This window comes from Pseudomonas kairouanensis (genome assembly GCF_004682055.1).
Classification (GTDB): domain Bacteria; phylum Pseudomonadota; class Gammaproteobacteria; order Pseudomonadales; family Pseudomonadaceae; genus Aquipseudomonas; species Aquipseudomonas kairouanensis.
This window is the reverse complement of the sequence record NZ_QUZU01000032.1, coordinates 1-12900: the sequence shown is the minus strand read 5'-3', so window position 1 is coordinate 12900 and position 12900 is coordinate 1. Positions and strand designations below refer to the sequence as shown.

The following is a 12900-nucleotide window of genomic DNA, read 5'->3' as shown; positions in this document are numbered from 1 at the left end:
AGAGAGGTGATCAGGTGAAAAATCGCTGGATTCAAATGGACATCGCCAAAGGCATCGGCATCCTGGTGATCGTGTATGCCCACAGTTGGTTTGTGGCCACCTCTCCAGACCTGATGTACCCGATCCTGGCCTCGTTCGTGTTGCCGCTGTTCTTCTTTTTGTCCGGCGTGTTGTTCAAGCCGGAGCAGCCCTTCGGCGAGATGGCGGTGCGCAAGGCCGACGGCCTGCTCAAGCCGTTTTTCTTCACCATGTTGCTGTATGTGATCGTACGCGACGTGCTGCGCGGCCAGCCGCTGTTGCCGGATATCGGCGGCGTGCTGTATGCCTCGGTGGACACCATCCCGTGGCAAGCATTGTGGTTTTTGCCGCACTTCTGGGTGGTGCTCCTGTTCAGTTGGGGGGGGCTGCGGCTGATCCAGCGCCTGCCGTTGGCAGCCAATTGCGCATTGATGGCAGTGATGCTGTGGGTCGGCACGTTGATACTGCCGTTGTTCTGGCAACTGCCGGTGACCGTGGGTGGCCAAACCTGGGTGTTGCCGGGGCTGCCCTTCAGCATCGATATCACCTTGATCAGCAGCGCCTGTTTCATCCTGGGCTACCTGCTGCGGGACTGGCTGCGCCGGCATGAAGGTTCGCTGCTGACGCTGGTGATTTCGGCGCTGCTGTTTGCGGCAGTGTTCCTCTGGCGCGGCGACACCATGGACCTGGCGCAACGGCGCTATGACCATTGGTTGTGGACCAGCCTGCTGGCGGTGATCGGGGTTTACCTGTGCTGGGCGCTGGCGCGAGTGCTCATGGTGTCGAGCGTGCTCACGCGGGCGATGACCTACATTGGCCAGTCCACGTTGATCCTGCTGATCTTCCATGGGGAGATCCAGCACAAGACCTTCGACTTGATGGAGCGTGTGGGGCTGCCCCCGTTTGCGGCGGCATGCGTGGGGTGGGTGGTGGCGGTGGTGGCGCCGTTGTTGATCGGGGAAGTGATCAAGCGGGTGGCGTTCTTGCGGTTTTTCTACTTTCCGTTTCCGGTGCGCAAGCAACCTGAAGAACAACGTTGAAGCATTGTGGGAGGGCGCCTGCTCCCTCCCACAGAGATCCAACGCTCAGGCTGGATCAGGTCAATCGTCGAGTTGTTGTGGCGCTGGCTTGCTGCCCGGTTTAACTGCTTTGGCGCCTTTGGTCGGCGCGGGGGCAACGGGCTCGGGCTCTGCGGCAGCGGCTGCTTCTTTTTCAGCCATCGGCATCTGGTCGATGGTCGTGAAGAATTCCTTCAGGTCGAGGGTATCCGGCGGCACGTTCTTCTCGAGTTTTTTCTCACCGTCCTTGCCCACCAGGATCACTTTGGTACCACTGCCGGCGCCGAGCTTGAGGGCGCGGATCAAGGCGTTGGTTTCAGGTGGCGTGAGCTTTTTGTTGTCTTTGGCCTCTTTGGCGAACTTTTCCCCTTCGGCGCCAATGCTGCCGAACTTCACGGTGTAGAACACCATGCTGCGCTCTTCAAACGCCTGCTTGTTGGCCGGTTCGTCCAGTTGCTTCTGGAGGGTCGCCAAGGTGGAGTTACCCGAATCAAGCTCCACGACCACCAGCGGTCGAGCCTTGCCCAGGTCTTGCTTGAGCGGGTTGATATCCTCAGCGGCCAACAGCGGCCCCGTAAAAGCCATCAAGGTAGCCAGGGTCAGCGACCGGATGAGCATGCGCACCTCCTTTGAATTCCATGCAGGGTTCTTGAGTTTCATGTCTGCGACAGTCAAATTCAAGGATGATTCCTACAGCGGTTTAAGAAAGCGTAGGCCAGGACGCCCGTGAAGCAAGGGGTTCGGCGCGGTTGGCGGTGATTGTTTCCACTGATTACGGAAACATCATGAGACCTTCCACTCAGGCCAATGCCGTGCAAACACGGGTGCTACGACGGGGTCGGCGTCCACCTGCGCCAGGGTTTGCGCAAAGCCCGGTGCCAGGCCGCTCAAAGCCTCCCGCGCAGCGTCCCAGCGCGACACCGCGGCGGCCGTGATACCCAAGGCATTGGGCACCCCGCTGGGCGCCAGCAGTTGCTCGGCAAACTGATCGGCAAACACCACCCAGGCCTGGTGAAGGTAACGCCGGGTGCCCGTGACCAGTTGCGCCTGTACCGTCTCATTGACGTTACCCAGCCAGCGTTGCGGGTAGTCGATGATGCCGATGGCCGAGTAGCAGTTAGCGGCGATGTACACCAGGCCACGGATGATCTGCCCACGGTTGCCGGCCAGCAATTCAGAGGCGGGATGTTCCAACCCGAGGTGAATCATGATCGCAGCGCTCTCGGTCAGTACCTGGCCATCGGGGGTGATCAGGGTGGGGACTTGTTTGAGGGGGTTGATGCGGGCCAGTTCGTCACTGCCCTCGCCACTGGCCCACGAGGCCGCATCGACCCGTTGCCACGGCACCGCGCAACGCTGCAGGGCGATTTCGATCATGCAGGAGCCGGATTCGTCGATGCCATAGAGCGTGTACATGGGGGCTTTCCTCCTTTCCCAACGTTTAAAACAGGCCCATTTGCCCGCCCACGAGCGTACTGAAATCGTCATCCACGAACGGCAGGATCGCGTCGGCCACTGGCTGCAATTGTCGGGTCACGTAGTGATCGTAGTCGATGGGTGCTTGTCGCACTTCCAAGGGTTCCGGGCCGTTGACGCTGATCACATAGCTGATCCAGCCGCCGCGCTGGTACTGGCGCGGACGGCCCAGGCGGTCGTTGTAGTCATCGGCCAGGCGCGCGGCACGTACGTGGGGTGGCACGTTGCGTTCGTAGTCGTCCAGGCGGCGGCGCAGGCGTTTGCGGTAGATCAGCAACTCGTCGAATTCACCGCTCAGGGTGCGACACACGTAGTCGCGGATATAGTCCTGGTGCGGCTGGCGGTGGAAAATGCGCTGGTACAACTCCTGCTGGAAGCGCCGGGCCAGGGGCGACCAGTCGCTGCGCACGGTTTCCAGGCCTTTGTAGACCATTTCCTCAGTGCCATCGCTGCGCATCACCAGGCCCGCGTAGCGTTTTTTGCTGCCCTCCTCCGCACCACGAATGGTCGGCATCAGGAAGCGGCTGAAGTGGGTTTCGTATTGCAGTTCCAGGGCGCTTTGCAGGCCGTATTCGTGGCTCAGGTGAGCGCGCCACCAGGCGTTGACGTGCTGCACCAACTCACGGCCGATGCGGCCCGCGTCCTCTTGGGAATGGGCCTTGCCGAGCCAGACGAAGGTGGAGTCGGTGTCGCCGTAGATCACATCAAAACCCTGGGCCTCAACCAGTGCGCGAGTCTGGCGCATGATCTGGTGGCCACGCATCGTGATCGATGACGCCAACCGCGTGTCGAAGAACCGGCAACCGCTGGAACCAAGCACGCCGTAGAAAGCGTTCATGATGATTTTCAGGGCTTGGGACAGCGGCGCGTTATGCTCGCGCTTGGCCTCTTCGCGGCCTTCTGACACACGCGCGACGATGGACGGCAAGCAGTGCCGTGTGCGGGAAAACCGTGCGCCGCGAAAGCCTTCCACCGAGTCGCTGTCATCCGGATGCTTGAGGCCTTCGATCAGGCCCACAGGGTCGATGAGAAAGCTGCGGATGATCGACGGGTACAGGCTTTTGTAGTCCAGCACCAGCACCGATTCGTAGAGACCAGGGCGTGAGTCCATCACAAAACCGCCGGGGCTGGCCTGGGGCGGTTTGTCCCCCAGGTTCGGCGCGACGAAACCCTGGCGGTGCATCAGCGGCATGTACAGGTGGGTAAAGGCGGCGACGGAACCACCGTTGCGATCGGCCGGCAAACCGGTGACGCTGGCCCGCTCCAGCAGGAACTTGAGCAGCTCGGTCTTGGCGAAAATCCGCGTGACCAGTTCGCAGTCCTTGAGGTTGTAGCGCGCCAGGGCGGGCTTGTCCTCGGCGAACATGCGGTTGATTTCGTCCATGCGCTGGTAGGGTGTGGAGATGTCCTTGCCTTCGCCCAACAGGGTTTGCGCGACGTTTTCCAGGCTGAAGGATTCGAAGCTCCAAGTGGCCGAACGCAAAGCCTCGATGCCATCGATGATCAAGCGCCCCGCCGCTGCCGCAAAGTAGTGGCTACGGCTGCCATGCTCGCGCCAGGCCATGGGCTCGGCGCCACGGCCAAGCAGCAACGGCACGTTGAGGCGTTGGGCATGTTCGTGGAGCACGCGCAGGTCGAACTGCACCAGGTTCCAGCCGATGATCGCGTCGGGGTCATGGGTGGCAATCCACTGGTTGAGGCGTTCGAGCAGTTGGGCGCGGGTGTCGCAATAGTCGAGCTTGAAGTCGACGGCGTCACGCTTGTTCGGCGGACCGAGCATGTACACCTGGCGCTCGCCGCAGCCTTCTAGGGCGATGGAATACAGGTCGCCCTGGGCGGTGGTCTCGATGTCCAGGGACACCAGCTTCAGCGGCGGACGGTACTCGGGCGCAGGTTTCATCTGCGCCTCCACCAGCGTGCCGTCCGCCTCCGGGGTACCGCCAAACCACACGGGCGCGGTGATGAAACGCTCCATCATGTAGCGCTCTGGCGGGCGTATGTCGCCTTCGTACACGTCCACACCGGCAGCGCGCAGGCGTTTTTCCACGTCCATCAATTGGCGGTGCTGGCGGGTGTAGAGGCCCAGGACCGGGCGGTGATGGAAATCGCACAGTTGCAGCGGGCGCAGTTCAATCTCGCGCTCGCCCTTGAGCAGCCAATCCAGCGGCTTGCGGTGGGCCTCGGGGATGAACACCACGGAGGTCTGCATGGGCAGGCGGACAAACCTCGGGCCCGCGTCGGTGGCCAGCCAGAAGCTGACCTCGGTGCCCAAGGCGGTGTCGCGCCAATGCCGGGTCAGGACAAAACCCTGCTGTAAATCCACCGTACCGCACCTCAGGAATCGCTTTCAGGGCGTGATTCTACTCGGCTATGCAGGCACACAGACCGGGCACGTAAATATTTGTTGCGGCATGCTAATAACAATTACTATCATTCGCACCGGAGTCGTATCCGCGCAGCGAGGACGCGCAACGTTTGTTGCCCTTTCCTCACATTGACGGTTCGCCGTCAGGATCGACCATGCCCACCTGTACGCCATTCGCTGTGCCGTTTCGTCCAACCTTGCTCGCCCTTTGCTGCGCCCTGAGCCTTACCGCTCACGCCGCCACCCCAGCCACCACGCAGGATGCGAACAACCGTCAGGACGACAACACACTGCAATTGGGTGCCACCACCATCAGCGCCCAAGCCCCTGCGCCAAGCGCCCTGCCCCCGGTGTATGCCGGCGGCCAAGTGGCACGCGGCGGCCAATTGGGGGTGCTGGGCAACCAGGACATCATGGACGTGCCGTTCAGCATGTCTTCCTACACCGAACAACTGATTCGCGACCAGCAGGCCGAAACCATCGGCGATGTGCTGCTCAATGATTCCTCCGTGCGCCAGGCTTCGGGCTATGGCAACCAATCGCAGGCTTTTGTGATTCGTGGCCTGCCCCTCAATGGCGACGATATTTCCCTCAACGGTCTATACGGGATCCTGCCGCGCCAACTGATGTCCACCGACGCCCTGGAGCGGGTCGAGGTGTTCAAGGGCCCCAACGCCTTTATCAACGGTGTAACCCCAGGCGGTTCGGGCATCGGTGGCGGAGTGAACCTGCAACCCAAGCGCGCCGATGATGTGCCGTTACGCCGCTTCAGCACCGACATCAGCAACGACGGCCGGATTGGCGAGCACCTGGACATCGGCCAGCGCTTTGGCGAGGACAACCGCTTTGGCGCACGGGTGAATATTTCCCAGCGCGAAGGCGATACCGGCATCGACCACGAGAACCAGCGCTCCAAGCTGTTTTCGGTGGGCCTGGACTATCGCGGCGATGCGCTGCGCCTGTCGGGGGACTTTGTGTACCAGAAGCAGCAGGTCAACGGCGGGCGTAACTCGGTGTTTCTCGGCAGCGACCTGACCCACATCCCCAACGCCCCTTCGGCCGACACCAACTACGCCCCAAGCTGGGCCACCACCAGCCTGGAAGACACCTTCGGCATGCTGCGTGCCGAGTATGACCTCAACGACAACTGGACCGCCTATGTCGCCGGCGGCGCCAAGCACACCGATGAAATAGGCCGCTATTCGTCCACCACCCTCAATGACACCGCCGGCAACGCCACGGTGACCGGCTCGCGCATTGCCCACCAGGAAGACAACACCAGCCTGATGGCCGGCCTCAACGGCAAGTTCCAGACCGGCCCGGTCAGCCACTCGCTGAACCTGGGCCTGACGGGTATCTGGACCCAGGCGCGCAACGCCTATGACTTTGACTTCACCGAGCATGCGAGCAATATCTACCACCCAGTCGATGTGGCTGAACCGGTCAAGGGCGGCTCCACCGGCGGCGACATGAACGACCCAGGCATCACCGCCAAGACTTTCGCTCGCAGTGCGGCGGTGTCGGACACCTTTGGTTTTATGGATGACCGCTTGCTCTTCACCGCGGGCCTGCGTCGTCAGGAACTGTTGGTGCAGGGCTACGCCTACGGCACCGGTACGCGCACCGCCAACTACGCCAAGGGTGTCACCACACCGGTGTATGGCCTGGTGTTCAAGCCGTGGGAGCATGTGTCGTTCTATGCCAACCATATCGAAGGCCTCGCTTCCGGGCCAACGGCGCCTACCGTGTTTGGCAACGCCACCGTCACCAACAAAAACCAGACCTACGCCCCCGCCCGCTCTAAACAGACCGAAGCCGGCGTGAAGGTGGATATGGGCAGCTACGGCGCGACGCTGGGTGTTTACCGCATCGAGCAACCAACCCAGGGTTACTCCACGCTGAATGCGGACGGTACCGCCACCTTTGTGTTCCAGGGTGACCAGGTCAACAAGGGCGTAGAACTCAACGTTTTCGGTGAGCCGGTACCAGGCCTGCGTTTGCTGGGTGGCGCAACGTATATCCACACCGAAGTCAGCGGCACCGCCGGCGGCGCCAACGACGGCAACCGGGCGGTGGGCGTGCCATCGTTCCAACTCAATGCCGGGGTGGATTGGGATGTGCCGGGCTTGCAAGGCGTGAGCGTCAACGGGCGCATGCTGCGCACCGGCGGCCAGTATGCCGACGCGGCCAACAACCTCAGCCTGCCAGCGTGGAACCGCTTCGACGTGGGCGCACGCTACAGCTTCAAAGTGGATCAGCGTGACGTGACGCTGGGCGCTACGGTGGAGAACGTCGCCAATACCCGATACTGGGAATCGGCACTGGGCGGCTACCTGACCCAGGGCGATCCGCGTGTGGCTAAACTGTCGGCAACCGTGGACTTCTAACCGGCAGTGAGCGGGCACGCCCGCTCACTACTGCCGTGTTTGAATTACGCCTGGCCCAGGTAGGCTTCGATATTGCCCATCTGCTCATCCCAGCCACGGGAGTTCATCTTGAAGGCCTTCTGCCGACGGGCCTCGGGCACGGTGTCAAAACCAGACTCGACCACCCGCAGCAGAATGCCAGGGGCGCGATCCTCAAGGGTGAACTCCACCAGGGTCGGGGTTTCGTTGTCATAGTCGACGCCTGCGTCTACCGCAAAGGGATGCCACCAGAACGAGAACAGCGTTTGCGGCAGGATGCGCTCGATCTTGGCTTTCCACATCACATGTTCGTAACCCGGATACGTGATCGGCGCTTCCAGGGTTTGCCCCGCCGTGAAGGTTTTGCCTTTGAGGGCGATCCCAAACCATTTGCCGAATTGCTCGGCGTCGGTCAAGGCTTCCCACACCTGTTTACGTGAAGCGTTAAGCAGCACTTTTCGTTCTATGCGATCCAATACGTGCATATGTCACCTCCTCCATTGACAGTAGGCGACATCGAACAATGCGCAACCTTTTCGGCTGCGCATTGGCATTGACCATCCCATAACGCGGCTCGACCCAGGCAACGTCGTTAAAGGTGCCCATAGCGTCGTACTGGAAGTTCTGGCGCTTGAAGTGGTGCGCATCAGGGTCGCGAAAGGTAGATTGCTGAATCTCCCTCAAGGCGACGCACCTATGACTCAACAACTCCATGGAAGTTGTTTCTGCAAGGCCGTGCAGTACGAACTGGACAGCCTGGATATGCCCATCAGCCACTGCCATTGCCAAAGCTGCCGCAAGGTTCACGCAGCGGCCTTCGCTTCAACGGCGGGGGTCATGCGCGAACACTTTCGCTGGACTCAGGGCCAGTCGCTGTTGTCGTCGTATGAATCTTCGCCGGGGAAGTTCAGGCATTTCTGCTCGCGGTGCGGCTCTCATCTGATAGCCGAGCGTTTGCATCAGCCCCATGTCATTGTGCGAGTGGCGACGCTGGATAACGACCCTGGCGCCAGGCCCACTTCGCACATCTGGACAACCCACGGTGTGCCCTGGCTTGCCTATGAAGGCATAGAGCAGTGGGGCGAATGGAAAGCCTGAGTCAAACCTTTGGGTCTCCAGGCGCCTTGGCCGGCGTCGCATATTGGGGCTTCAGGTGCCCCTCCTGGTCGAGCAGCCAGGCATCCATGATCTGCCGCACCACCGGGCCTGCCACGCGGCCACCGGCCTCGCCGTTTTCGATCATCACCGAGATCACGATTTTCGGGTGCTCGGCGGGTGCAAAGCCGACGAACAAGGCGTTGTCGCGATGGCGTTCAAGGGTCTTGTTTCGGTCATAACGCTCGCCCTGCTTGATTGCCACCACTTGCGCCGTACCACTCTTGCCGGCGATGCGGTATTGCGCACCTTGGGCGGCCGCGCGGGCGATACCGCGTGGGTCGTGCATGACCAGTTGCATGCCGTGGTTGACCTGTTCCCAGTCGCGCGGGTCCTTGAGGACGACGTTGGGCATCGGGTTTTCATCCACCGGCGGCACGCCGTTGATGGTCTTGGCCAGGTGCGGTCGGTTCCACACGCCTTTGTTGGCGATCAGCGCGGTGGCCTGGGCCAGCTGCAGCGGCGTGACTTGCATATAGCCCTGGCCGATCCCCAGGATCACGGTTTCGCCGGGGAACCAGGGTTGGCGTCGGGTGGCACGCTTCCAAGACTGGGATGGCATCAGGCCGGCGGACTCTTCGAACATGTCCAGCGAGACTTTCTGGCCAAGCCCGAACTCGGCCAGGTAGTCGTGCAGGCGATCGATACCCAGCTTGTGCGCCAAATCGTAAAAATAGGTGTCGTTGGAGCGCATGATGGCTGCGTCCATGTCTACCCAGCCGTCGCCGCTGTGGTTCCAGTTGCGGTATTTGTGGTCAAAGTCTGGCAACTGGTAGTAACCAGGGTCGAACACGCGGGTTTGGGCGGTGACCACACCGCTGTCGAGGCCGGCGATCGCGACTTCGGGCTTGATGGTCGAGCCTGGGGCGTAAAGCCCTCTGAGCACACGGTTGAACAGCGGCCGGTCGATGGAATCATGCAGCGCGGCGTATTCCTTGAAGCTGATGCCCGTAACAAAAAGGTTCGGGTCGAAACTGGGCTTGCTGACCATGGCCAGTACTTCGCCCGTTTGCGGATCGAGGGCTACAACGGAACCACGGCGGTCACCCAGGGCCTCTTCGGCAGCTTCCTGCAGATGGACGTCGAGACTCAATACGATGTTTTTGCCGGGGATCGGGTCAGTGTGCTTGAGCACGCGCAGTACGCGGCCCTGAGCGTTGGTCTCGACCTCCTCATAGCCGACATGGCCATGCAATTCGGACTCGTAGAAGCGCTCGATGCCGGTTTTGCCGATGGACTGCGTGCCACGGTACTCCACGGAATCGAGGGCCTTGGACTCTTTCTCGTTGATCCGCCCCACATAGCCAATGGAGTGGGCAAAATGAGCGCCCAACGGGTAGTGACGGACAAATTGCGGCTCTACGTCGACGCCTGGCAGGCGAAACTCGTTGACGGCCAGTAGCGCGATCTGTTCTTCGGTCAACTCGTAAAACAGCGTCACCGGAACAAAGGGGTGACGTGCCTGCTTCAGCGCTTTGTCGAAGACAGCGCGGTCTTCGGCGGGCAGGTGCAGCAAATTGACGATGGCGTCCAATTCACCCTTGAGATCGGTGGTGCGCTCGCGGGTGATGGTCAGGTTGTAGCTGGGGCGGTTATCGGCCAGTACTACGCCATTGCGGTCGTAGATCAGGCCGCGCGTGGGCGTGATCGGCAGCACATGCACGCGGTTGTTTTCGGAAATCGTGGAGTGATAGTCGAACTGTACGACCTGCAGGAAATACATGCGTCCCACCAACGCGCAGGTGATGCCGATCACCAACAACGCGCAGGCGAGCAGGCGCTTGTTGACCAGTCGGTTTTCTTTTTCGTGATCCTTGATAGGTATGGGCTCTGGCATTTCTACAGCATCTCGTTGAAAAAAATCGACGCCGCATCCTGCGGAAGAAAGGCCTATCCCTGTGAAAATGTGCTGCACCATACCAAAAATGCAGAAACACTTTGCATCGATTTCCCCAACGGCATGCTGTTTTATCAAGACAGGACGGATTTTGGCTCCATAAAGGCTTCCAAGCCGAATGTGCCGTATTCCCGACCGATACCAGATTGTTTGAAACCGCCGAAAGGGGCGCGGGGCTCGTGGGCCAGGGTGTTGATCAGCACGCGGCCAGCGTCGATATGAGCGGCCAGCGCGTGGGCTTTTGGCGCGTTGGAGGACAGGATGTAGGCCTGGAGGCCGTAAGGTGTGTCGTTGGCAATGGCCAGGGCTTGTGTCTCATCCTTGTAGGTAATGACCGAAAGCACCGGGCCGAATATCTCTTCGCGGGCGATTTTCATTTGATTGGTGACGCGGCTGAACACAGTGGGTCTGACGAACCAACCGGCCTCGATGCCATCCGGCAGGCCGGGGCCTCCCGCCAGGAGGTGCGCGCCCTCTTCAATCCCGATCTGGATGTAGTGCTGAACGCGCTGCCATTGTTTGAGGCTGACCATGGGGCCGACACTGGTGTTTGAATCTTGGGGATCGCCTGCGTGAATGTTGACGATTTGCTCGACAATCAATGCTTCGACTTCAGCCAAGCGGTGCTCAGGGACAAGCATTCGGGTTCCGGCAACGCAGGCTTGTCCGCTGTTCATGAAGCCGGCTTGCAACGCCATGGGGACGGCTTGTTTGAAGTCTGCATCATCGAGAATCAGTACCGGCGACTTGCCCCCCAATTCCAACGTGATGCGTTTCAGGGTTTCAGCACCGGCACGCAGGATGTGCTTGCCCACAGCAGTTGAACCGGTAAACGAAACCTTGGCGATATCGGGGTGCTTGCTCAGCAAGGCGCCTACGGTTTCGCCCCTGCCGGTAACAATATTGAAAACACCGGCAGGCAACCCGGCCTGATGCAGCGCCCGCGTGACGATGGCGGTTTGAAGGGCGCTCATTTCACTGGGCTTGATCACTGCCGTGCAACCTGCTGCCAGTGCAGCAGCGAGTTTTGCGCAGATAAAACCCGCATTGCTATTCCAGGGGGTGATGAGCCCGGCAACGCCAAGAGGCTGCATCGTGACGTCAGCACTGCCAATGCGCTGTGTGAAATGGTAATCCTGTAGCACATTCGCGGCATCCAACAGAACATTCGCCGCATGCCTGGCCATCCAGACCGCACGGGCGATGGGGGCACCGTATTCCTCAATGATTGCGGCAGTGAGTTCGGCTTCTACTGACACCACAGCGGCGTGCATGCGCTTGAGGTAGTCGATACGCGTTGCTTTAGTGGTTCGGGAGAAGTTGGGGAAGGCCTGTTTGGCTGCTTGGATGGCGTCCAGCGCATCCTGCTCATCGGCCAATCTGACGTGGCCTATGGGCTTGGCCGTCGCCGGGTTGTACAAGTCGAACAATTCCGTGCCGTGAGGCGTTACAAATTGGCCGTTGATGTAGATCTGGTTGATCTGTTGCATGGGCGCTCCGCAGGGACTCAGTTGGTAGACGCTACGGTAAGCCACTATGATTGACCTGATAATCCGTACAAACCGGCACGAGCTAATGAGCGATACAGGACAATGAATACCTCTGGGCTGAACGAATTGGAAGCGGTGCTGGCCGTGGCTCGCCATCGAAGTTTTCGCGCAGCGGCGACTGAGTTGAATGTATCGACGTCGGCGTTGAGCCACTCGATTGCCGGGCTGGAAGCGCGAATGGGCGTGCGCTTGTTTAACCGCACGACCCGCAGTGTTTCGTTGACGGAAGTGGGCGCCGAATTTGTAAGCACCATTACGCCGGCCCTCTCGACCATCCGCGTGGCACTGGAGCATGCCGGTAATCGCCAGGCAATGCCGAGCGGGTCCTTGCGCCTAAACACCTCAGCAGGGGCAGCCAAACAGGTGATGCCGCTGTTTTTGGAGTACATGCGTCGCTATCCACAAATGAAGCTGGATATTGTTACTGAGGGACGTCTGGTTGATATCGTCGCCCAAGGTTTTGATGCCGGGATTCGCTTGGGTGACAGCATTCCCCAGGACATGATCGCTGTTGATATCAGCCCCCGACAGCGTTTTGCGGTACTGGGTAGCCCTGCTTACTTCTCCAATCACCCTGCCCCATTGAATCCACTGGACTTAAACACTCACGAATGCATCCGTTCCCGAATGCCGAGCGGTGCGATTTATCGCTGGGAGTTCGAGCGTCACGGCGAAGCCATTACCGTGGATGTACAGGGGCCCATAACCCTGGATAACCCAACGCTGATGCTTGAGGCTGCTCGGGCAGGGGTAGGGTTGGTCTATTTGACGGAGTGGAATGCGGCGGCGGACCTGGCGGCAGGGACCTTGGTGCGTGTCTTGGAAGAATGGACACCATCGTTAGAGAAGCTACGCCTCTATTACCCAGGAAGGCGTCATGTACCGGCGGGGTTGAGGGCGTTGATTGAACTGATCAGGGAGGAAGGCTTCTAGTCGACGTGATAGCCAAACGAGGCAGCGGCAATAACTTTTCTGG

10 protein-coding genes are annotated in these 12900 nt (G+C 60.3%); 4 read left to right on the top strand and 6 right to left on the bottom strand.

The genetic code is table 11. The features are described 5' to 3' along the window. The first annotated feature begins 35 nt into the window (after positions 1-35). On the top strand, positions 36-1058 hold the full coding sequence (locus DYL59_RS21970) for an acyltransferase family protein (protein WP_193557574.1): 1023 nt from the start codon (positions 36-38) through the stop codon (positions 1056-1058). Positions 1059-1118: 60 nt separating this feature from the next. Here the strand turns inward: DYL59_RS21970 and DYL59_RS21965 are convergent, their stop codons facing one another. The 3 genes from DYL59_RS21965 to DYL59_RS21955 all read right to left on the bottom strand — a co-directional run bounded on the left by DYL59_RS21965 (position 1119) and on the right by DYL59_RS21955 (position 4875). Next, complete coding sequence (locus tag DYL59_RS21965; protein ID WP_135291059.1) at positions 1119-1694, bottom strand: DUF4174 domain-containing protein; 576 nt, start codon at positions 1692-1694, stop codon at positions 1119-1121. A 165-nt stretch (positions 1695-1859) separates the two neighbouring features. Next, a complete protein-coding gene (locus DYL59_RS21960) occupies positions 1860-2492 on the bottom strand; it encodes a glutathione S-transferase (RefSeq protein ID WP_135291058.1) in 633 nt (210 codons plus the stop codon). Positions 2493-2517: 25 nt separating this feature from the next. After that, the gene (locus DYL59_RS21955) at positions 2518-4875 is read right to left on the bottom strand and encodes a DNA polymerase II (RefSeq protein ID WP_135291057.1); all 2358 of its coding nucleotides are present in this window, start codon (positions 4873-4875) and stop codon (positions 2518-2520) included. 197 nt (positions 4876-5072) lie between these two features. Here DYL59_RS21955 and DYL59_RS21950 point away from each other — a divergent pair, with 197 nt between their 5' ends. Then, positions 5073-7304, top strand: a complete 2232-nt coding sequence (locus tag DYL59_RS21950; protein WP_135291056.1) for a TonB-dependent receptor — start codon at positions 5073-5075, stop codon at positions 7302-7304. Positions 7305-7348: 44 nt separating this feature from the next. On the opposite strand, the gene DYL59_RS21945 is transcribed toward DYL59_RS21950, so the two are convergent. Next, complete coding sequence (locus DYL59_RS21945; protein ID WP_135291055.1) at positions 7349-7807, bottom strand: SRPBCC family protein; 459 nt, start codon at positions 7805-7807, stop codon at positions 7349-7351. A gap of 211 nt (positions 7808-8018) precedes the next feature. Between DYL59_RS21945 and DYL59_RS21940 the strand changes: the two genes are divergently transcribed. Continuing rightward, a complete protein-coding gene (locus tag DYL59_RS21940; protein ID WP_135291054.1) occupies positions 8019-8420 on the top strand; it encodes a GFA family protein in 402 nt (133 codons plus the stop codon). 1 nt (position 8421) lies between these two features. Here DYL59_RS21940 and mrdA read toward each other — a convergent pair whose 3' ends face one another. Both mrdA and DYL59_RS21930 read right to left on the bottom strand, forming a co-directional pair. Next, entirely contained in the window at positions 8422-10314 is a 1893-nt protein-coding gene (mrdA, locus tag DYL59_RS21935; RefSeq protein WP_135291053.1) for a penicillin-binding protein 2, read from the bottom strand. A 134-nt stretch (positions 10315-10448) separates the two neighbouring features. Then, a complete protein-coding gene (locus DYL59_RS21930; protein WP_135291052.1) occupies positions 10449-11864 on the bottom strand; it encodes an aldehyde dehydrogenase family protein in 1416 nt (471 codons plus the stop codon). A 102-nt stretch (positions 11865-11966) separates the two neighbouring features. On the opposite strand from DYL59_RS21930, the gene DYL59_RS21925 reads away from it, so the two are divergent. Further along, on the top strand, positions 11967-12857 hold the full coding sequence (locus tag DYL59_RS21925) for a LysR family transcriptional regulator (protein ID WP_135291051.1): 891 nt from the start codon (positions 11967-11969) through the stop codon (positions 12855-12857). Positions 12858-12900: the final 43 nt, after the last annotated feature.

Bases quoted from the DNA above. Each gene is read 5' to 3' on its own strand.
- DYL59_RS21970 (WP_193557574.1), top strand. From the start codon at position 36: ATGGACATCGCCAAAGGCATCGGCATCCTGGTGATCGTGTATGCCCAC.
- DYL59_RS21965 (WP_135291059.1), bottom strand. From the start codon at position 1,694: ATGCTCATCCGGTCGCTGACCCTGGCTACCTTGATGGCTTTTACGGGG.
- DYL59_RS21960 (WP_135291058.1), bottom strand. From the start codon at position 2,492: ATGTACACGCTCTATGGCATCGACGAATCCGGCTCCTGCATGATCGAA.
- DYL59_RS21950 (WP_135291056.1), top strand. From the start codon at position 5,073: ATGCCCACCTGTACGCCATTCGCTGTGCCGTTTCGTCCAACCTTGCTC.
- DYL59_RS21945 (WP_135291055.1), bottom strand. From the start codon at position 7,807: ATGCACGTATTGGATCGCATAGAACGAAAAGTGCTGCTTAACGCTTCA.
- DYL59_RS21940 (WP_135291054.1), top strand. From the start codon at position 8,019: ATGACTCAACAACTCCATGGAAGTTGTTTCTGCAAGGCCGTGCAGTAC.
- mrdA (WP_135291053.1), bottom strand. From the start codon at position 10,314: ATGCCAGAGCCCATACCTATCAAGGATCACGAAAAAGAAAACCGACTG.
- DYL59_RS21930 (WP_135291052.1), bottom strand. From the start codon at position 11,864: ATGCAACAGATCAACCAGATCTACATCAACGGCCAATTTGTAACGCCT.
- DYL59_RS21925 (WP_135291051.1), top strand. From the start codon at position 11,967: ATGAATACCTCTGGGCTGAACGAATTGGAAGCGGTGCTGGCCGTGGCT.